General features: G+C 40.8%; 17 protein-coding genes. 4 read left to right on the top strand and 13 right to left on the bottom strand.

The window, feature by feature from the left end:
* The 4 genes from INE92_RS14565 to aroA form a co-directional block, all read right to left on the bottom strand.
* Complete coding sequence (locus INE92_RS14565) at nucleotides 1–3,234, bottom strand: SusC/RagA family TonB-linked outer membrane protein (RefSeq protein ID WP_008018912.1); 3,234 nt, start codon at nucleotides 3,232–3,234, stop codon at nucleotides 1–3.
* A gap of 628 nt (nucleotides 3,235–3,862) precedes the next feature.
* Nucleotides 3,863–4,579, bottom strand: a complete 717-nt coding sequence (locus INE92_RS14560; RefSeq protein ID WP_015531366.1) for an SDR family NAD(P)-dependent oxidoreductase — start codon at nucleotides 4,577–4,579, stop codon at nucleotides 3,863–3,865.
* Between the two features lie 74 nt (nucleotides 4,580–4,653).
* Nucleotides 4,654–5,223 (bottom strand): Crp/Fnr family transcriptional regulator, encoded by a 570-nt coding sequence (locus tag INE92_RS14555; protein WP_004306591.1) that lies wholly within the window; start codon nucleotides 5,221–5,223, stop codon nucleotides 4,654–4,656.
* 12 nt (nucleotides 5,224–5,235) lie between these two features.
* Nucleotides 5,236–6,465: a 3-phosphoshikimate 1-carboxyvinyltransferase gene (aroA, locus tag INE92_RS14550; protein ID WP_373259746.1), complete on the bottom strand. Its 1,230-nt coding sequence runs from the start codon at nucleotides 6,463–6,465 to the stop codon at nucleotides 5,236–5,238.
* Between the two features lie 208 nt (nucleotides 6,466–6,673).
* On the opposite strand from aroA, the gene INE92_RS14545 reads away from it, so the two are divergent.
* The 3 genes from INE92_RS14545 (at nucleotide 6,674) to INE92_RS14535 (ending at nucleotide 10,984) form a co-directional block, all read left to right on the top strand.
* On the top strand, nucleotides 6,674–7,909 hold the full coding sequence (locus INE92_RS14545; RefSeq protein WP_004299291.1) for an ATP-binding protein: 1,236 nt from the start codon (nucleotides 6,674–6,676) through the stop codon (nucleotides 7,907–7,909).
* A gap of 38 nt (nucleotides 7,910–7,947) precedes the next feature.
* Nucleotides 7,948–9,000 (top strand): winged helix DNA-binding domain-containing protein, encoded by a 1,053-nt coding sequence (locus INE92_RS14540; protein ID WP_074705900.1) that lies wholly within the window; start codon nucleotides 7,948–7,950, stop codon nucleotides 8,998–9,000.
* 676 nt (nucleotides 9,001–9,676) lie between these two features.
* On the top strand, nucleotides 9,677–10,984 hold the full coding sequence (locus INE92_RS14535) for an IS5 family transposase (RefSeq protein ID WP_211421170.1): 1,308 nt from the start codon (nucleotides 9,677–9,679) through the stop codon (nucleotides 10,982–10,984).
* 38 nt (nucleotides 10,985–11,022) lie between these two features.
* On the opposite strand, the gene INE92_RS14530 is transcribed toward INE92_RS14535, so the two are convergent.
* A complete protein-coding gene (locus INE92_RS14530; RefSeq protein ID WP_229097013.1) occupies nucleotides 11,023–11,694 on the bottom strand; it encodes a DUF1349 domain-containing protein in 672 nt (223 codons plus the stop codon).
* 156 nt (nucleotides 11,695–11,850) lie between these two features.
* Here INE92_RS14530 and INE92_RS14525 point away from each other — a divergent pair, with 156 nt between their 5' ends.
* Nucleotides 11,851–12,918 (top strand): DUF2027 domain-containing protein, encoded by a 1,068-nt coding sequence (locus INE92_RS14525; RefSeq protein WP_004307954.1) that lies wholly within the window; start codon nucleotides 11,851–11,853, stop codon nucleotides 12,916–12,918.
* A 63-nt stretch (nucleotides 12,919–12,981) separates the two neighbouring features.
* On the opposite strand, the gene INE92_RS14520 is transcribed toward INE92_RS14525, so the two are convergent.
* The 8 genes from INE92_RS14520 to INE92_RS14485 all read right to left on the bottom strand — a co-directional run bounded on the left by INE92_RS14520 (nucleotide 12,982) and on the right by INE92_RS14485 (nucleotide 20,401).
* Complete coding sequence (locus tag INE92_RS14520; protein ID WP_004316265.1) at nucleotides 12,982–13,338, bottom strand: hypothetical protein; 357 nt, start codon at nucleotides 13,336–13,338, stop codon at nucleotides 12,982–12,984.
* A 293-nt stretch (nucleotides 13,339–13,631) separates the two neighbouring features.
* Entirely contained in the window at nucleotides 13,632–14,240 is a 609-nt protein-coding gene (locus INE92_RS14515; protein ID WP_004307956.1) for a LysO family transporter, read from the bottom strand.
* Nucleotides 14,237–14,518 carry a LysO family transporter gene (locus INE92_RS14510; protein WP_004321999.1) on the bottom strand — a complete coding sequence of 94 codons (282 nt, stop codon included), beginning with the start codon at nucleotides 14,516–14,518 and terminating at the stop codon, nucleotides 14,237–14,239. Before INE92_RS14510 ends, INE92_RS14515 begins: the two co-directional genes overlap by 4 nt.
* Before the next feature lie 188 nt (nucleotides 14,519–14,706).
* On the bottom strand, nucleotides 14,707–15,705 hold the full coding sequence (locus tag INE92_RS14505; protein WP_004307958.1) for a DUF4249 domain-containing protein: 999 nt from the start codon (nucleotides 15,703–15,705) through the stop codon (nucleotides 14,707–14,709).
* A 7-nt stretch (nucleotides 15,706–15,712) separates the two neighbouring features.
* Entirely contained in the window at nucleotides 15,713–18,415 is a 2,703-nt protein-coding gene (locus INE92_RS14500; RefSeq protein WP_195436534.1) for a TonB-dependent receptor, read from the bottom strand.
* A 1-nt stretch (nucleotide 18,416) separates the two neighbouring features.
* Nucleotides 18,417–19,295, bottom strand: coding sequence for a FecR family protein (locus tag INE92_RS14495; protein WP_151926677.1), 879 nt, complete (start codon nucleotides 19,293–19,295; stop codon nucleotides 18,417–18,419).
* Nucleotides 19,296–19,321: 26 nt separating this feature from the next.
* The gene (locus tag INE92_RS14490) at nucleotides 19,322–19,756 is read right to left on the bottom strand and encodes a hypothetical protein (protein WP_195436533.1); all 435 of its coding nucleotides are present in this window, start codon (nucleotides 19,754–19,756) and stop codon (nucleotides 19,322–19,324) included.
* Between the two features lie 90 nt (nucleotides 19,757–19,846).
* Entirely contained in the window at nucleotides 19,847–20,401 is a 555-nt protein-coding gene (locus INE92_RS14485) for an RNA polymerase sigma-70 factor (protein ID WP_004307962.1), read from the bottom strand.
* Nucleotides 20,402–20,404 lie beyond the last annotated feature (3 nt).

Genomic DNA, 20,404 nt, shown 5'->3' with positions numbered 1-20,404 from the left:
TTAAAATGTTGCACTTAAACCGAATGATACAGTCTTGGATAGCGGATAGGTACATCCGTCCCAGTTGCCGATGCCAACAGTTTCGGGGTCAAACGTATCGGCCAGACTGGTAATAGTAAATAAATTCTCTGCTGAAACAAAGAATCGCAGATTGTTTACGCAGAATTTCTCTGTCAAAGATTTAGGTAATGTATAACCTAAAGTAACGTTTTTCAGACGGCAGTAAGCCGCATTTTGCAAATATCGGGTCTGTGGATTACGGTTTCTATCATTCTCGAGAGGACGCGGATAATAACCACCCAGGTTAGCTCCTAGCGGATTAGTCGTATCTTCTCCGCGGAAATAGTCCAGATGAGGTTTGAAAAAGTTGGTTTGCCAGTAGCCTACTGCTCCCCAGAACATTGTAGAACCACTCCCCGGCATATAATCACGTTTCATCGTTCCTTGGAAAAATAATTTAAGGTCGAACCCTTTCCAGGCGGCATCCAGATTCAAACCAAAGTTGTAGCGTGGTGTACTGTTGCCTATTTTCTTCAAATCACCATGATCAGCCAGTGTTTTGTTACCTCTGCTGATCTGGCCGTCACCGTTCAAATCCGCATACATGATGTCACCTGCTCCCCAGCCGGAACCGAGTACATCCTGTGCGCCATTGGGCATACCGGCCAAATGATCTTTCATCTCTTGATCGGTCTTTGCGATGCCGATTGTTTGGAATCCCCATATATCACCTACGTGAGCACCTGCATAATACGTATTATTATTGTCTTTATCTAAAATTGTGTTTGACGGATTGGGGTATTTATCAATAACCACTTGATTGTCTGACAAAGATAAGGTAACTCCATACTTAAAGTCGCGTATCTGGTCGCGCCAGTTCACCTGTATTTCCCAACCTTTGGAAGTCATATCGAGGTTGTTTACTTTGGGAACGGCAATGCCTAAGAGGTTGGGTAGTTCGGGGGCGGGGCCTACCATGTTTTTAGATTTACGCTGGAAATAGTCGAATGTTACATTCAAACGATTGTTGAGCATAGATAAGTCGAAACCTAAATCCAGTGTTTGCGTCTTTTCCCATGTCAGTAAGGAAGATACCAGCGCAGATTCTTTGGAAATATTTGGTTTTACACCATTTACCAGCCAACTGCCTAGTGCGTAATTGCCCCATTGGTCTTTGTTAATATCAATAGTTCGATAGAATGGATACCAGTTATCTGTGTTTTGGTTGCCCAATTCACCCCATGAACCACGTATTTTGAATGTGCTGATTAAATCGGTCAGGTCTTCAAAAAATGCTTCACGGGCCATGTTCCATCCTAAGGAGAATGATGGGAACAGATTCCAGCGGTTATCTCGAAGGAAACGTGAAGTGCCGTCATATCTCATATTTACTTCAGCCAGATAACGTCCTTTGTAGTCGTAATTAACACGTCCGAAGAAGCCGGCTGTAGCCCATTCGGAGTACCCTCCTCTGTTTTGTGCATTTGTCTGCGTGGTGTTTAAGGTAGCCACTTCCGACATGATACCGTCTTGGGAAGCGGTAATATCACGTTGTTTGAATAGTTCGCTCTGAAAACCCAGCATCACTTTAAAGTTGTGCCCGCTTTCTAATGATTTGCCGTATTCGGTAAAGATGTTCGGATTGAAGAAATTACTCTTATAAGCATATTCTGTAACGCTGGAAGTTTGATTGGCAATAATGTAGGGATTTTTACTCACATCATAACCATAAACGGTTTGATAATCGGTATGGTTGAAATTATAGTTGGAACGGTAGTTCAATTCTACGTTAATTTTCCAGTCTTTGATGGGTTCCACGATGAAAGCAAGCTGGTGTGCCATCACGTCTTTTTGTGATTTATATCGGCCTCCTTCTGTTAATTGGTAAATCTTGGATTCGACAGTATAGAATCCGTTTGGGTCTACTACCGGAATGACAGGCCAGTAGCGGCATACATCGAAATAGAATACATTACTTTTGATATCGCCTCCGGCAAATGAAGGAGCTTCATAATCCGTCCGGTTAAAACGCATACTATAGCTTATTTTCAACCATTTGGTTAAGTCCGCATTGATTTTTGCAGTAAAGGAGTAGCGTTGTTTGTTATCATCTCCAAACTTCAAGAGACCTCCTTGGTCCAGATAATTCGCAGAAAGATAATATTGTATTTTATCCGTTCCACCATTTACGCTCAATGAATGCTCGTGGGTAAAGCTATTACCAAATAACGTTTTTAACCAGTCGGTATTGCCGGTAGGCATCACGTCTTGCCGTTGGGGATCATCGAATGAATTCCATCTTCCCGCATCGGTCGGCCACATATATTGTGTGCTTTTTCCTGCCTGAAAATCCAGAATTTGTTGAAGTTTGGTGGCGCTATACATGGGAGTCTGTCCACCATTAGTTAACTGGTCATTGACTGCCAGAGCAAAATTGTATGAATCCGCCATTTCAGGCATATTCAAGGGAGATACAAAACGGAAGTTGTTATTATAGTTAACTACCGTTTTTCCCGACTTACCTTTCTTTGTTGTAATCAGGATGACTCCACCTGGTGCCCGCGAGCCATAAATGGAGGAAGCGGCTGCATCTTTCAGTACAGAAATATTCTCAATGTCCTGTGGATTGATAGCGTTCATGTCTCCCTCCATACCGTCAATGAGCACCAATGGTTCTACCTTTGAACCAGCTCCAATTGTTCCAACACCACGAATATTGAATTTTTTGTCTGAACCTAAGGAGCCACCACCATCACCAGTAGAGATATTCATACCCGGAACCATACCTTGCAAAGCTTCTATGGTAGAGTTAACGGGACGTGCCGAAATTTCTTTTGCTCCTACCGTAGATACAGATCCTGTTACATTCACTTTCTTTTGTGTGCCAAAAGCAACCACAACAACTTCATCCAATGTTTGTGTATTGTCTTTAAGGATGATATTCAATGATTGTCCTGTGAATTTGATTTCTTGAGTCTGATAACCAACAAAAGAGACTACAATAATATCTCCGGTTTTTACATTGTTTAAAGAGAAGTCACCGTTGATTCCGGTGATTGTACCGTTCGTCGTACCTTTGGCTACGACGGATGCACCGATGATGGTTTCACCTGCTGCATCTTTTACTACACCCTTACAAGTAGTACCCTGTTGTACAACGGAAACTTTTAGAGTGCTTTCACCAGTTTCCGGATAAGCTGCTTCTACTGACATTGTCAGTAGGAACAACAACATACTAACTGACTTTAGTTGTTTTAACATAGCATTGAATTTAGAGTTTTTCCTAGAATCCGGAATTACTTTTAATAAGTTCTTTCAGAACTTATTCCGTGCGTAAAACGTTGGATTCAAAGCCTTAAATTCAAAAAAAGAGTCATCTTTTAAGCGATCTTTTCTACTTGTTTTATACCCATTTTATATCTATTTCGTACCTGTTTGTGTTAGATGAAATAACAAGGATGATGAAATAAACAAGTAGTTTCATTTCAATATGAAGATAAAATACGGCTTTGGGTATTCTTAAAAAGAAAAAATGAATGAGAATTTGATATTATTTTTGAAAATACATGCTATGTATTAAAATATATTATATATTTGTGCCGTTAATTCTAATTTTATAAACCATCCTAGTTCTGAAAGAACTTATTTTTTCATCATTGATTACTGAACCCTAAAAGTGTCCTCCAATTGTAAGAGAGCTGTTTATTTGTGAGTTAGCTATTATCATTAATATGATTCCCGTACAGACTTATATACATAACTAGAATTTGGTAGATACCAATATCTGTATAAACAGTTGGGGCAGGTGTTTTTTTATTAGATTTACTTAGACAAATATGTGTTGGCTATGGAGTATCTATCATTACATCCGGCAATAAATAGCAGATGGCAACAGACGAAACAGGATAGTTACATATCTCCATCTTTTGGAAATGAAAGCTACTTTTTTCTTTTTAGAAATAGCCTTTTTAATTTGTTTCACAGCTTTATCAACGGGAGTAACCCAAAACAATCCTTCTCCTTTTGCCATAGCGGTGTCTACAAATCCGGGACGAATATCGGTAGTGTAAATAGAATAAGGAGATTTAGTTGCTTTTTGTCGTAATCCTTCCATATAGTTGATTTGATAGGCTTTCGACGCATTGTAGGCGGGAGCGATGCCACTGCCGCGTGTACCTCCAACAGAGGAAATAGTAACCAGATGCCCGCTTTTTTGCTGTTCGAAATATCGGAAACCCCAGTCTGCGATGTTGGTGAATCCTATCACGTTCGTTAGTAAGGTAGGTTCTTCCAATTGGTAGGAGAGTTCGGGATTTAGTTCTCCGGTCCCGGCACAGATAATCAATATATCCATTCCACCCATCTTTTGAGTGAGAGTTTTGAGGGATGAAATGGTAGCTTGTGTATCGGTGATGTCGCACACTTGATAGAATAGTTTGTCTTTGTCCCGGGCGCATACCTCTTCTAATAGATTTTCCCTGCGACCGGTAATGCCGATAAGATAATCTTCTTGAGAATAGACTTCTGCCAATCCGCGACCGATGCCGGAAGTTGCACCTATAATTATAATTTTTTTCATGAAATACAATATACTTTGTTTGCCCGCAAAAGTAAGGGTAGGGAATAAATAAACTCTTGATTGAAATCAAGAATTTATTTTTGTACGACTTTTCTTCGGATACGACTTAATGTTTCGGGACGAATCAGAAGATAGGAAGCCAGTTCTTTTAAAGTTATCAGTTTCAGTAAGTCGGGACAACGGTTGATAATTTCAAGATAGCGTTCTTCCGGTGTCAGGCTGTACATTGAAATCATCCGGTCGTAGACTTCCCACAATAACGTTTCTGCGATGCGACGCCCCAATTTTTGGTGAGCGTCGTTGGTATCGTAGAAGTCTGCCATTTGCTGATAATTGATTACGTATACCGAGCAGTCACACAAGGCTTGTATATCTACATTTGATTTGTCCTGTAACTGAAAAGCCGGATAGTTGCCAACAAAAGAATGATCGAAAGTATAGCCTACAATGCTGTTTTCGCCTACACTGTTGGTGCAACAGTACCGGAAAGAACCGGAACTGACGAACCCCATTGTTTTGCATACTTCTCCCTGGCGGGAAAAGTAGTCTCCTTTCTTATAATAGGTCTGCTTCCCCTGTTGTAATACAAAATCTACAATAGGGGAGTAGTTGATGTGGGAAGTATATTTGTTGAAATCTTCCACAGCGTATGAAAATTAGCCTTCGTTTATAACCTGAAATCCGGCCTGTTTCAAATCTTCCCAGTATCCGGGATATGATTTGGTAACGACTTGCGGATTGGCAATAAGTAAATTGGGATGGCGGATAATTGCCGGTGCAAATGCCATTGCCATCCGATGGTCTTCGTAGGTTTCAATCACCGGAGTTTCTTCCGGTTCACATCGTTCGCCATTCCACATTAATATACTGTCATTTTCTTCCTTGATCATATATCCCAGCTTTTTAAGCTCGGCTCGCAGGGCGGCAATACGGTCAGTCTCTTTTATTTTCAGGCTTTGTAATCCGGTGAAACGGAAAGGGATATTCAGCAAGGCACAGGTAACAACGAATGTCTGTGCCAAATCCGGAATGTCGACAAAGTCTTCTTCCAGTCTTTCCGGCGCTTTGCCTGTTTTTTTTAGTTTCACACCTTGTGATGTAAATTCGGTAGTTATACCTAAGCGTGAGAAAACTTCTGCTCCCCGGCTATCTCCCTGATAACTGTTAGGAAACAACCCCAATAATTCAATTTCTGCTTTGGGAGATAAGGCAGCAATCTGATACCAATAGGAAGCTGCGCTCCAGTCACTTTCCACTTTGAAAGGAATGCTCTGATAGAGTTGTGGAGCAACGGAAATGCTATTGGGAGAAGTCCATGCAGCTTTGGCTCCAAAGTCCTGCATCAGTTGCAATGTAAGATTGATATAAGGACGGGAAATTATCTCACCGCTTAAATGCAAAGTCAAACCGTCTTTGAGTGCCGGACCTATCATCAATAGAGCAGATATATATTGGGAACTGACATTTCCTTTCAGTGTTATTTCGTTTCCTTTCAATTCTGCACCTTTGATGCGGAGGGGAGGATATCCTTCATTGCGGGTATACTCTATTTCAGCTCCTAATTCCCGAAGCGCATTGACTAATATCTGTATCGGGCGTTGCTGCATACGGGCTGTTCCTGTGATTGTCCGTTCCCCCGGAGTCACACTTAAATAGGCGGTAAGGAAACGCATAGCAGTGCCCGCAGCCATGATGTCAATCGTCTCTTTCCCTTCGGTGAGAGCTTTTATCATCACCTGTGTATCGTCACAATCGGACAGGTTTTCAGGAGGATAAATACCTTTGCCCAGCGCATTGATGATTAATGCACGATTACTGATACTTTTAGAAGCCGGCAACTGGATAGTTGCTGTTACTACTGAAGGAGGGATGAGTTTATAGAGCATCATTTCTATTTTCTTTGGTTTGAGATGACAAAAATAGACATAAATTGGTATATATGCAGTTATAAAGTCAGAAAAACAATAGAAAATTTAGAATGGGAAAATTACAATCGTATTTGAAGTAGAGGATAAAATCTCAAGAAATTACAATTGTATTTAAAATAAATGCTATATTTGTGATGTATTGCAATCGTATTTAAAAAGAAGTAGAATGAAAATACCTCGCATAATTAAACAAAGAAACACTTATGTTGACCGCATAAGACCTTTCATGAGGAAAACATTGGTAAAAGTGATGGTCGGTCATCGTCGTGTCGGTAAAAGCTTTATTTTGTATCAACTCATGGAGTTGATACGGAAAGAAGAGAGTGATGCGAATATTATCTATATAAATAAGGAAGATGTCAATTTCATAGATATAAAGACTTATAAAGAACTGAATGATTATATTCTTTCAAAATCGGTAGATGATAGAATGAACTATATTTTTGTCGATGAAATACAGGAAATACAAGATTTCAGGTTGGCTATCCGTTCGTTGGCATTGGATGATAATAATGATATATATGTGACAGGCAGTAATTCAGAGATATTTTCCAGTGATTTAGCGAATGAATTGGGAGGTCGGTATGTTGAATTTGTGGTTTATAGTTTGTCGTATATTGAATTTCTGGATTTCCATGAACTGGAGAATACGGATGCGTCATTGGAGAAATATATTCATTATGGAGGATTGCCTTATCTGATACATTTGCCGATGGAAGAACCTGTTGTTATGGAGTATTTGAGGAGCATTTACTCTACCATTATATTAAAAGATGTGATTCAGAGAAAGAATATAAGGAATACGGTCTTTTTGGAACAACTAGTTTCGTTCTTGGCAGGTAACATTGGCAACTTATTTTCCAGCAAGAGTATTAGTGATTTTCTGAAAAGTCAGAAAGTGGATATTTCTCCTTATGTTGTGAGTGAGTATGCGATGGCATTATCGGATGCTTTTATTGTACATAGGGTAGGAAGGTATGATATTGCCGGAAAGAAATTATTCGAAAGAGGGGAAAAGTATTATTTTGAGAATATGGGGATTCGTAATGTGATTACGGGGTACAAGCCACAGGACAGAGCGATGCGTTTGGAGAACTTGGTTTATAATCATTTGGTATATAGTGGATATGATGTAAAAATCGGGACATTGGGTACGGAAGAAATAGATTTTGTCTGTAAACGGAATGGAGAGATTCTCTATGTGCAAGTCTCTCTTGAACTTTCTAAACAGGAAACTATTGAAAGAGAATTCGGGAATTTATTGAAGATTAAAGATAATTATCCGAAAGTGGTAGTGTCCGGAGAAAAAATGTTTGAAAATACTTATGAAGGGATAGAACATATTTATATTAGAGACTTCTTGTCTTCTGTTTTGTTACATTCCATTACTCGTGTCATTTAATCAAAGAACAACTGTTTTTTCTTTTATAAATAAGTATGATGAAAATACCGAATATACGTTTACTCAACCAACAGTTATTAAGTCCTCTTTTCTTTCAACCCAAGGAACTTGTGTCCTGGATGGGAGCTATGCAGGCACAGAATTATTCCATGGTGAAATGGGCAGTAGGAATGCGTTTGAAGTCAGCAACGATTCAAACTGTGGAAAAAGCGCTCCGTGATGGTGAAATCCTGCGGACTCATGTAATGCGTCCGACATGGCATCTCGTAGCAGCAGAAGATATCCGGTGGATGTTGAAACTTTCCGCCGGGCGTATTATATCTGCTAATGAGTCTTATGCGAAGGGGCATGACTTGGAAATTTCTGAAGAGCTCTATACGAAAAGTCATAATCTGTTGGAGAAAATTCTTTGTGGGAAGAAAAGCCTGACGAGGCAGGAGATTGCCGAGCATTTTAACCGTTCGGGGATTGTAGCGGATAATCATCGTATGACCCGCTTTATGGCTCGTGCGGAGCAGGTGGGGATTGTATGTAGTGGGGAAGATAAAGGAAGTAAATGTACGTATGCGCTTTTGGAAGAGCGTGTTCCGCCGATGCCGGAATTGACCAAAGATGAATCTTTGGCTCGTTTGGCTAGAAGCTATTTTCGTAGTCATGCTCCTGCTGTTTTGCAAGATTTTGTCTGGTGGTCGGGGCTGCCTATTACAGATGCACGTCAAGCTATTTATTTGATTGATTCGGAATTAACGGCAGAAGAATGGAATGGACAGACATGGTATATTCATGAAGATTGCCGGACTCGTGGAAAAGTTACCGGCAGTTTGCATCTTCTTCCTTCTTATGATGAATATTTGCTTGGTTATAAAGACCGGACAGACGTTTTGCCTAAAGAGTATTACTCGAAAGCATTTACCAATAATGGTCTGTTTTATCCGATTGTTCTTCATGAAGGACAAGTGATAGGAAACTGGGATAAGTCTGTTAAAAAGAGAGGCTCATTGATAGAACATTCATGGTTCCGGTTGGATGATTGTGTTGATGAAGGTGCGTTGGATCGTGAGAAAGATAAGTATATACGGTTTTGGCGATAATATATGAAAAAACGTATATTTTATCGTTGTATAATTCCATATATGCAGGATATATTTAGGCATGAGTTGAAAATGAGAAGGATTTGCTGTTTTCGAATTTAGAAAAGAAATAAATCGATTGTGTTTTGGAATAATTTGTTTTAGTCTGTGTCTTTTATAGAATAGATGTATAGAACTTGCCTTTATTTTGTCTCAAATTGATATGTGGAGTGTTGGCTGTTTCAGGTGTAGGTTAGCTCTGGGATAGCACTTAAAATAAAGTTTTATATGCTCCTTTTAAAGGAATAAAGTGTTTCTCACCGATCAATAAGTCGTTCCTTTAAAAGGAACTGGTTATTCCTTTTAAAGAAACGATTGTCAATAAGTTTATTTATAGTGTATCTTTTGACTGTTTTTGAATAAAAAACTCCTCTGAAACTGTATATTCTTGCATTATTTTATACAACAGAACTGCTGGAAGAGGAAACCTATGAATGCAATTTATACTCATCATCTTAAAAATAGAACATTTAAAGTAAGATATACTACCGCATTTATATTATAATAGAGCTTTCTCTCTATTTAGTCGCCCCTTAGAATGTGCTTTTACGCCTAATAATCAACATATTAATATATAAATTGCTTTGATATATCTGCAAGTTTTTGTATCTTTATGGTTGAAAACTTGCAGATTATTATGATAAACAAGCCCCCCCCTCAGCCCTCCTTGTTCAGCTCTTTGACAGACCAGCTGAATCCCAGGCATCCCTTATACCTGCTTGCCAATAAGATAGACTGGCGCCGTTTTGAAGAAGCTTTCTCCCCGCTATACTGTGCCGTCAACGGTCGTCCGGCCAAACCCATCCGCCTGATGTGCGGACTTCTGATTCTTAAGCACGTGCGTAACCTGTCCGATGAATCGGTTGTTGAACAATGGAGCGAGAATGCTTATTACCAGTACTTTTGCGGTATGTTGGAATTCACGCCTTCCTATCCCTGCAATGCAAGCGAACTGGTACACTTCCGTAAGCGTGTCGGAGAAAATGGCATGGAACTGATTCTGTCAGAAAGTATCCGCGTCAATCAGGAGGACGACGGCCCGGACCATCACTGCACGGCCTTCATCGATTCCACGGTACAGGAAAAGAACGTGACTTATCCCACGGATGCGAAGTTGCATAAAAAGATAGTCCGCAAAGTGTTGTCTGTCGTAAAATCCTTAGGGCTTCCTTTGCGCCAGAGCTATACCTTTGTCCTCAAGAAGAACTACCGTGACCAGCGTTTCCGTAACCACCCCAAGAACCGTGGCAAGGCCCTGAAAGCGGACAAGCGGCTGCGCACCATTGCGGGAAGGCTTGTCAGGGAACTGAGGCGCAACCTGAAAGAAAACCACGGCTACGACTCCCTGCTCGACCTCTTTGAGCGGGTGCTTTCACAGAAGCGCAATTCTCCCGGGAAAATCTATTCCCTGCATGAACCGGAGGTGCAGTGTATCAGCAAGGGGAAAGAACATAAGAAATACGAGTTCGGCAACAAGGTTTCAATCGTCCGCTCAATTACCGGTGTCATACTGGGTGCCAAGTCTTTCCGGAATGAATATGACGGGCATACCATTGAAGAATCCCTCAGGCAGGTGGAACGCATTACCGGAAAGAAGATCAGGAAGTTGGCCGGGGACAGGGGGTACAGAGGAAAGAAAGAGGTGGGCGGCACCGGGATACTGATACCCGATGTTCCAAACAGGAAAGACAGTTATTACACACGCAAGAAGAAACATAAGCTATTCTGCAAGCGTGCAGGAATAGAGCCGACTATCGGGCATTTGAAATCAGACTTTCGTTTAGGACGCAACTTTTATAAAGGTGTGTTCGGGGATGTTGTCAATCTGCTCTTAGCCGCAGCAGCGTACAACTTCAAAAGAGCCATGAGGGTTCTTTGGCTACTTGTTGAAAAAATCTGCGGGACACTGTTTTCTTGCAATATCCCGCAGATGAGTACTTTTTAAGGGACGACTATTTAAATAAATAGCATCAGGACTGATTTTTATTTGTCCATTTGCCTTTTTGCCCACTCCAGTCTTCTTTGATCGGCTAATGGAGTCACTTTAAACTCTTCGAATGTAGCAGTGAACCCTTTCCCGTCCGGACAAGCTCCCATTAATCCTACCATGACAGGACAATTATCTTGCAACCAACACGTGCGCATCATAATATATTCTTTATCATCACGTGAGAAAAATATTTCTACTGCATCCAGGCGACGGACTGCTTTTATCCATATAGAGCGGGGAGCATCCGGCAATTGTACTACACTCCAGTCACTAGTCCGATGCGTAACTACGGCACTTACATCCTGTTTGCCATCAACGTATTCCACACCTGCTTTTATCCAGTTTTCATGGTCGATGCGCAGCATTAATCCCATTTGGTCAAAGGTGGTGACATAGTTGCCGGTTATTTTTACTTTGGCTTCAAATTCTCCACCATAAGTCGCATAATAGAAAGGTCCGTCGTCCACTGTGAACCCATAATGGGAAATCCTCCAAAAGTCTGTTTTTGCAGGAACATCCATCACTAAGGTTTTGCCATCTTTTATTTCCCATTGTTGAGGCTCGTTCAGCCAATTCATTTTATTCAAACTTTGTGCCATAGAAGAAGTTGCTACTGCCATAAAGGCTATTGACATGATTTTGATTTTTAAATGTTTCATGATCATTTCTTATTTGATTATCTTTGAATAGCAAAGTTACAATAAAAAGGGGAATAAAGGCAGACGGTTTGTTTTTAGAACCGAATCTCCATTTAATTTCATAGAAATCTCTATCTTTGTTACTCGTTTTTTTGAGTTTGAATTTTAATTGGATATACAATAATGAAAATAGGAGATAAAGTACGCTTTCTTAGTGAGGTAGGCGGTGGAATCGTAACTGGATTCCAGGGAAAGGATTTTGTGTTGGTAGAAGATGCAGATGGGTTTGATATTCCGATGCCGATACGCGAGTGTGTCGTGATTGAAACAGATGACTATAATATGAGGCGTAAACCCGGTTCGTCTGTGCCGAAACCGGAAGAACCTGTTAAACCGGTAAAACCGGAGATGCCTGTTATTCAACGTCAGCCGGAGGTGCGTGGAGGAGATACTTTGAATGTATTTCTGGCTTATGTGCCCGAAGACGCAAAAGCGATGATGACTACTCCTTTTGAAACTTATCTGGTAAATGATAGCAATTATTATTTGTATTACACTTATTTGAGTGCAGAAGGAAAAGCATGGAAGAACCGTTCGCACGGTTTGGTGGAGCCTAATACAAAATTGCTGTTGGAAGAGTTCACCAAAGATGTACTGAATGATATGGAGCGGGTGGCTGTTCAGTTGATCGCCTTCAAGGACGGTAAGCCTGCGGCTATCAAACCGGCTGTTAGTGTGGAGATACGGATCGATACCGTGAAGTTCTATAAACTTCATACCTTTAGCGATTCTGATTTCTTTGAAGAACCGGCTTTGATTTATGACATTGTGAAAGATGATATGCCTGCCAAACAAGTATATGTTTCGGCGGAGGAGATTCAAGAGGCTCTGCTGCAGAAGAAATCTGTAGATAAACCGAAGTCACAACCTATTGTGAAACCAAACCATACTACTCATGGCGGAAAGAGCGGAATTATTGAAATAGATCTTCATATCGATTCTTTGCTGGATGATACTCAAGGGATGGGCAATGCTGAAATACTGAATTATCAATTGGATAAGTTTCGCGAAGTGATGGAAACTTATAAGAATAAGCGTGAACAGAAGATTGTCTTTATTCACGGCAAGGGAGATGGGGTACTTCGAAAGGCTGTCATTGATGAATTGAAACGGAAATATAGTAATTGCCGTTATCAGGATGCTTCTTTCCAGGAATATGGGTTTGGGGCTACGATGGTAACTATTAAATAATAGTATAAAAAAAGTGGAAGCCAACCGGCTTCCACCCTCTCTCTCTTTTACATATTAATCATTTTACTTATTCAGTTCAATACCTTTATTCTGTAAAGTGATATTCATCAAAGCTGCATACTTGGCGTACTGTTCAGCACTAAGAGTCTTTCTCATCAGTTTCAAGTTACCATAAACAGCGTTGCGCAATTTTGCTTCTTTATCTTTCTTCGCTGTTGTGGCTCTTGACATCTGTGTGGAGAAATAATCGCAAATATTGGCTACTTCTTCACTCTGATCGGAGTTTAACTTTAAATATTTGCCTAGTTTACTTACATTGATGTTACCTTCCCATTTTGCAGTTGTAGGCTGATTTCCGGCTGCAAATGTTGAAGCAGCAAGGCAGAGCGCTGCCACTAATGTTAATCCTAAACGTTTCATAATACCTACTTTTTTAATTGTTATACCTAAAAACTATTCCTAAAAACAAATCTAATACCTATTGAAAATACTGTCTAAGCGCTTAGTTTTTTCTTTTTACCTATGCAAATATAAGAATATGTTTTATAGCATAAAAATAAAGAAAAGGAAAAGATTCTTTTTAGGCTGATTTCTTGATGTAAGTCAAGAGATGATCTGCTTTTTGATATAAAAATACCTTTTTATGAAACATTTTTGTAATACGTGTGCGAAAACGATAGTAGAGTATTTCTCTATTTTAGGATTTATTGCTGTTAAAATGATATTGAGCAAAGGAATGTGACTAGGAACGGAACGCTGAAATCGACAACAAAGCCATGGAAGATGGAAATGATTACAAATTCCTTTCCCGAATATCGGGTAATGATAGGAAGAGTGGTATCCATCGTTGTGGCTCCACCAACAGAAATAGGAGCTAGCTTTCCAAAATATTTCACTAATAAGGGTGCACACAGCAAAGCGATAATTTCACGCATGATATTGGAAAGTAATGCGATAGTTCCCAATTCGGGACCTTTATATTCGGTGATAAATATGCTGGAGAGCGAGTAATAACCAAATCCGGCTCCAACTGCCATACAGTCTAAAGGACTTCGCTGGCTCATAAAAGCTCCCGCTATGGCGCAGCCTGCTAATGTGCCGAGTATCGTCATGATAGGAAGGAATACAAGCCGGGGATTCAGGGACCGAAAACTCTTCAGGGTGTTCGGATCGTTACCGATGCTGATACCTACGCAGAACATGAGTCCGCAGAGGGCATAGTAACTAAGTTTACTGTCGGTGAAGTCGTATGGGATAAGATGGTAAACTCCACAAAGAGTGCCGATAATGAAAAAAGAGACAATAATCAAACTACCTTTCATGCTTTTGTCTCCTTTCCTTTACTATATAATAGGTACCACAAGCCCCATGCACATAAAGTACTTCCTATGACTGCAGCTACCGTGATGACAACAGCTTCCAGTCCAAGAGTGTGTAATCCTTTGATGATAGATTCATTACCCCCTACATCTATTCCGAGAAGAAAGAGAAGAATCCATATAAGGAGAGTGATTATCTTGTGTATCCATGATAGTCTTTTACTGCGTAACAAGTAGCCAAGAAGCATGCCTGTCAGCATAATTCCAATAATGATAAACATAGTTAGTGCCTGCTTTTTGGCTGCAAAGATAGTATTAAATGTAAATCTTGGCTAATCTCTTCCACGATTTCTTTCATGGCTATTGACAGACATTCGACTATATCATCCACGCAAGCGGCATTGACAGACGGTGAATCTTCAAAACTACGGTTTATCGCAGTCTGCTATCCATAATTTATGATTTGTTTTCATCGTTGTGGTTTTTCTATATGAATGATCTTACTTGTCTCCGTACTGATTCCAATCATCCCAATTCCTCCATGTACATTGCTGGGGTACTTGATTGGTTCATTTATTGTTTCATCGTAAGCGTCGGAATCTACCAGGTTAAGTGCTTTCAGATAGTAGTATTCTGTTTCCGTGATGCTTAAAAGACGTACAATAATATCCATCTTTACATTGGTGCCGTATTCAGGAAATCCGTCAATATCTGTCTGGTTGTAAACCGTCATTGTGTAAGATGTATTTTTGAATCGTGAGTCGTCGAATACACCATATATATTCTTTACGGTGTCGAACATGCCGTTGTCTTCGTCATCGCTGTTGGTGGGCTGTCCGTCTGTCAGCACAATATCCTCGCGGGATATAAAATGATAGCGATGTATTGTCCGGCTGACAAATTCTCCTGTTTCTTCATTATAGTCTTTCACTGTCATTTGCTTATCCATGATAAGCCGGTAGTAATTATCTTCGTTGGATCGATCTTTGATATTGATTTTGTATCGGAGAAAATTCTGCGTATAATAATACTTTGTCATTGGAATGGTGACCGTATCGATATCAGCTATTTCATGTGGACGCTGTGGTACGGTCACTTCAGCCCATGCGTGATATTGTCCGTCGTCTGTGAGGGCGTCAATACGAACTACATCTCCGGGAGTAAATTTGCTGGAAATATGGAAGCGGCATTGCATATCTCCTTCCGTTTGGGGTGGGAGCGGACGTAAACTTTCTGATAACTGTCCGTTAACGCGTACTTCCACCGTGGCATTTTCTACATGAGTGGCGTATCCTCTTCCCGTGAAATTGAGATAGAGAACGTTGGTCAGACTGTCTGCGTTGATTAGTGCGTTCATCACTAGTTTGGGGGGATTGTCCTTTACACTAAAAGGGAGTTCGTTTTCGCAAGAAACTGTTGTCAGCAATGCTATTAACAGGATAAATGGATAACATATACGAGTTCTCATAATGGGTTTAGAATTTATAAGTGTAAGTGAATGATGGAATTAATGGAAGTATAGTATACTTCTTGATAATCGGTTTGTTGGGATCGTTTTTGCTGGTGCTGCGATATACAAAGGTAGGATTCATCGCATTATATGCATTATACAGACTGATATTCCAGGTACGCATACCATGTTTGGTCTTTTTGTTGAAATTGACTCCCACATTCAACCGGTGACTGGCTGGTAACCGGTAATTATTACGATGCTCCACATATGAAGCTTCTCCGATGGTGGGTGAAGTTATGTTTGAATCAAAATAACCTCCATATCCATATCCTCCTCCAAATCCGTTGTTTGTGCCGTCACTAGGACGGATGACAGCGGTTTTCTCTTCAGGGATTGTACTTGTTCCACCTGTATAGAACACCCAGGAAGCACCGATGTCGATACGGTCGCTGAACTTATGGTTGATTGTCAGGTTGATATTGTGTCTTCGGTCATATTTATATGGGAACCGTTCACCGTTGTTGATACCGCCTTTGGCAAACTGACGATCACTTTTGGATAAAGTGTAGGACAACCATCCTGTTGTTCTTCCAAGGGTTTTCTGTGCCATAAACTCAATGCCGGCCGAACGTCCTTTGCCCATTTCCACTTTGTTTTCCCAACCGGAGGAAGAACCGAAGAAACTGACGCCTTCCTTATATTCCAGCACATTATACATATCCTTATAATATCCTTCTACCGAGAATTCCCATCCTTTGATTCCCGTATAGTATCCGCCCAATGAATATTGGTGGGAGCGCATCGGCTTGATCTTTTTAGTGACCGGAACCCATAAATCCGTAGGCATGGCAATGGGCATTGACGATAGTAAATGTACATATTGGCTCATTTGGGTATAAGATGCTTTCAGGGTTACATCTTTTCCCAATTGATAGCGTGCGGAAACACGTGGTTGCAAGGAAAAGTAACTTTGTTTTTGCACATGAAACAATGAGAAATGCAGTCCGAGATTCAGGCGCAGACGATCATTCATCTTGATGTTGTCTTCCAGGTAAGCGGATAACTCATGTCCGTAAATCCGGTTGTTGGCTATGCTGTGGTAGGTTGTGTCCAGGTCTATTTTATCTCCTGTCTTATTGGAGATTTTAGAGGTCATAACTTCCGGGCGGAAACGATGATAGATATATCCTGTTCCAAATTTGAGGTGGTGTTTGGGAGATGGATTATAATCGAAGTCGATCTGGTAATTCCAATCATTGATTCCCGAACGGTAATCGGCTGAATACCGGTTGGTAAATGATGTACCGCTACTGCCGAGATATTGATTGTTGGTATATGAGTTGATGTCGAATAAATAGTTGCTGTAGGAGACTGTCGTATTGCAGAATAAACGGTTGTTGAATACATAGTTCCATCTGGCAGAAAGAATCGTGTTTCCCCAATTCATTTTGCTTCCGTCTTTGAAATCTGTATTTCCATCATAATTGGCAGCAAAATGATCCTTTCCATTGTAGGCAGATAGATAGACGCGGCTCCGGTCGGAGAATTTATGATTGATTTTGGCATTGATGTCATAAAAATAATAACTGTATTCCTCGTCATCCGGCATGAATGGTTTAGCGATGAGGTCGAGATACGAACGTCTGGCGGAAATATTGAAAGACGTTTTCCCTTTCACAATCGGACCTTCCAGGTTGATTTTGCTAGTTAGTAGTCCGATACTAAGTGTGCCGTGGTATTTCTGCATATCTCCGTCATTGGTACGGACGTCGATGACAGAAGAAAGACGTCCGCCGAAACGTGCCGGAAAAGAACTTTTGAATAGTGTTACTTTTTTGACGGCTTCCGGAGTAAAAACCGAAAAGAATCCGAACATATGGTCTACGTTATATACAGGAATCCCGTCAAGTAAGATTAGATTTTGATCCGGGCTTCCACCACGTATATACAGTCCGGCAGATCCATCTACTCCTGCCTGTACGCCGGGCATCAGTTGGATGGCTTTCATTACATCTGCCTCTCCCAGTATGCTCGGAGTATTTTTTATTTGCGTCATTGGAATCTCGATAGATCCCATCTGGGTGGCTATAGTTCCTGTCTCGGTTTTGTCGGAAACGATGACTACTTCCTGCAATTGCGTGTTACCCTGCATGCGGATATTTAGTAATGTGTCTTGTGAGAGCGTAAAATGATGCGCTTCTGTGGCATAGCCCAGATAGGAGAAACGCAGTTCGGTTTCTCCTTCGGGTAGGGTGATGCTGTAAAAACCGTAAGGATTGGTGGTTGTTCCTTGATTTTGATGACTCTCAATGATGTTGGTTCCAATCAACGTCTCGGAAGACGTCCCATCAGTGACATATCCGCTGATAGTGAACTTGCGGCTTACAGTTTTTGATTCTTTTTTCTTTTGCAGGAGGATATGCCGGCCAGTGAACTGATAACTGATCTGCTCATTTTTGAACGCAAGGTCAAGTATCTCACGCAAAGGCTTATCCTTTACCTGCAAATTGATTTTATGTTTTATGGTAATTTCCTCACTGTAGATAAAAGAATATCCGGTTGAATTCTCAATCCGTTTGACGAATTCTTTCAATGTGGCGTTTCGTAGTGTCAGCGAAAGTCGGGCGTCCGCATTTTGCGCGTATATTTGTGTGGTGATAAGGAGTGCTACCCCTATCAGAACAATGGTTCTGACAGGGAAGCGATCTTGGAATATAATATTCATCTTAGTCTGGTTTAGCAGTGATAATAATCTGTTTATTGTTTTGTGAGTAGTCGAAATAACCGGCATTATGTAATACAGATAAAATAGTTGTCAGGTCTTCTCCATTGCGGAAGCGTGCTGTGATTCGGTAATTTTGCAAAGCCGTGTCGGCTATGTGAATCGTTGCTCCGAATGAATTGGATAGTTCGCGGGCAATCTCCTGCAAAGGTAGGTCGTCGAATATAAACTCTCCCTGCCGCCAGGAAATTTCATCTTCTACGTTTTCTAAAACCTTGCGGGTGAGCTTTTCTTCCACCTTATTATATATAGCAATCTCATTCGGTTTCAAAATCACACGAACTGACTTGCTTTTATTGCTGACTGCTACCGAACCTGTCAATAACGTTGTCTTTACATCCGGATTGTTCTGATAGGCATCTACGTTGAAGTGAGTTCCCAACACCTGAACGTCAATCGTTTCAGTCTGCACGATAAACGGATGTTTTTTGTTCTTGTTTACTTCAAAATAAGCCTCCCCATTTAGTTTCACTTCCCGCTTGTCCGATTTGAACTTTTCAGGATAAGAAAGTGAAGAATAATGGTTGAGAGTGACGGTGCTGCCATCAGGAAGACAGACTGTGCGTGTCTCTGCCAAGGTGGAAACCGTTTGTATCGTGACCGGTTGCATATATAAATAGGCTGTCCATACCGATAGGCAAAGTAGAGCTACTGCCGCCGCTGCCGAGAAAGTACGTATCAGTGTCAGACGCCGGGTATGTGACTTCAGTCTTTTCTCTAGTTCCGGGTAACTGGCTGTTGCTGAAAACCGTCCTCGCGGTGAACGTGTGGAAGCGACGAGCTTGTTCAGTATTTCTTCTAATTCCGTATCGGTGTATTTCATCTTTTTTCTGTATTGCTCTTGATCTATTATTTTCGTTTCAACAGAATGGTCAGTTTGCTGATTCCTCCTTCTTTCCACTGGGGAGTGCAGGATAAAGTGACATTCTGCTTCTTCAATATCATCTGTTTAGGATAGATTTTTATGACAGTTGTTGCTGACTTCTTACCCGCTTTGATGATTACTTTTTTTTCTGTTAGCTGTACCACTGCTGCTTGTCCTACTACCGGAGGGGGTGTGGCAAGTACTACCGTCCGGTCTTCTTTTGTTTTTTCTGTTGCAACAATTTTAATTTTCAACTCACATTCGGATTTGTCGCTTTCACATTCTACTGTTTCCTTCGAATGTTCAAATCCTGCATAGTCCTTTGGTAGGTTGTCGTTGTCATTGTTGCATGAAAACAGGCACAGACAAACTGAAAGAAGGATAAAGATTCCCATGTTTGCGTCATTTAGCTTTTTCATTTTCTGTCTTTTTTAGTGATTGATTGACTTATTTGTTGATAAAGACCGGAGGGGGACAGAAACTCCCTACGCTCTTTGTCTAAAAGAATGTTAATCTATTTCGGCCCGGCTAATCATCTCTTTTAAACGTGTGATTGCTTTCTGAAGTTGTGCGTCCACTGTATTCATGCTGATGCCTAATTCTTCTGCTACTTGTGCGTAACTCTGTTTTTCTTCACGGATGCGGATGAACACTTCCCTGCAACGATCCGGAAGCCGGTCGAGTGCTTTTACGTAAAGAGCGAACAGTTCTTCACTGATGAGCGATTCTTCCGGTGAATAGCTTTGTTCTTGAGGCTCCGGCAGAGAATCGGGATGAATAAGCGTATGTCTTGATTCTTTTTCCAGATAATTGAGCGAAGCATTTTTGACGAGAATGAAACAATAATCTTCAATGTTTCTCACATCAAGCAAATTGCTGCGTTGCTTCCATAGTTTCAGGAATACATCGAGAACGATTTCCTGCGACCATTCTTCCTGTTTCACATAATAATAGGCAATACGAAAGAGACGGTCGTAAGTCATGTTGTAAAAGTCCCGGAAAGCAGTTTGCGAATCCAGTTCTTTCATTTGCCGCAATAACTTTCTTACTTCTGATTCGGTCATCGG

It is taken from the genome of Bacteroides xylanisolvens (genome assembly GCF_018289135.1).
Lineage (GTDB): Bacteria > Bacteroidota > Bacteroidia > Bacteroidales > Bacteroidaceae > Bacteroides > Bacteroides xylanisolvens.
The sequence above is the reverse complement of the archived record's forward strand: the minus strand, read 5'-3'. Positions and strand labels throughout refer to the sequence as shown.

Bases quoted from the DNA above. Each gene is read 5' to 3' on its own strand.
- INE92_RS14565 (WP_008018912.1), bottom strand. From the start codon at position 3,234: ATGTTGTTGTTCCTACTGACAATGTCAGTAGAAGCAGCTTATCCGGAA.
- INE92_RS14560 (WP_015531366.1), bottom strand. From the start codon at position 4,579: ATGAAAAAAATTATAATTATAGGTGCAACTTCCGGCATCGGTCGCGGA.
- aroA (WP_373259746.1), bottom strand. From the start codon at position 6,465: ATGCTCTATAAACTCATCCCTCCTTCAGTAGTAACAGCAACTATCCAG.
- INE92_RS14545 (WP_004299291.1), top strand. From the start codon at position 6,674: ATGAAAATACCTCGCATAATTAAACAAAGAAACACTTATGTTGACCGC.
- INE92_RS14540 (WP_074705900.1), top strand. From the start codon at position 7,948: ATGAAAATACCGAATATACGTTTACTCAACCAACAGTTATTAAGTCCT.
- INE92_RS14535 (WP_211421170.1), top strand. From the start codon at position 9,677: ATGATAAACAAGCCCCCCCCTCAGCCCTCCTTGTTCAGCTCTTTGACA.
- INE92_RS14530 (WP_229097013.1), bottom strand. From the start codon at position 11,694: ATGATCATGAAACATTTAAAAATCAAAATCATGTCAATAGCCTTTATG.
- INE92_RS14525 (WP_004307954.1), top strand. From the start codon at position 11,851: ATGAAAATAGGAGATAAAGTACGCTTTCTTAGTGAGGTAGGCGGTGGA.
- INE92_RS14520 (WP_004316265.1), bottom strand. From the start codon at position 13,338: ATGAAACGTTTAGGATTAACATTAGTGGCAGCGCTCTGCCTTGCTGCT.
- INE92_RS14515 (WP_004307956.1), bottom strand. From the start codon at position 14,240: ATGAAAGGTAGTTTGATTATTGTCTCTTTTTTCATTATCGGCACTCTT.
- INE92_RS14510 (WP_004321999.1), bottom strand. From the start codon at position 14,518: ATGTTTATCATTATTGGAATTATGCTGACAGGCATGCTTCTTGGCTAC.
- INE92_RS14505 (WP_004307958.1), bottom strand. From the start codon at position 15,705: ATGAGAACTCGTATATGTTATCCATTTATCCTGTTAATAGCATTGCTG.
- INE92_RS14500 (WP_195436534.1), bottom strand. From the start codon at position 18,415: ATGAATATTATATTCCAAGATCGCTTCCCTGTCAGAACCATTGTTCTG.
- INE92_RS14495 (WP_151926677.1), bottom strand. From the start codon at position 19,295: ATGAAATACACCGATACGGAATTAGAAGAAATACTGAACAAGCTCGTC.
- INE92_RS14490 (WP_195436533.1), bottom strand. From the start codon at position 19,756: ATGAAAAAGCTAAATGACGCAAACATGGGAATCTTTATCCTTCTTTCA.
- INE92_RS14485 (WP_004307962.1), bottom strand. From the start codon at position 20,401: ATGACCGAATCAGAAGTAAGAAAGTTATTGCGGCAAATGAAAGAACTG.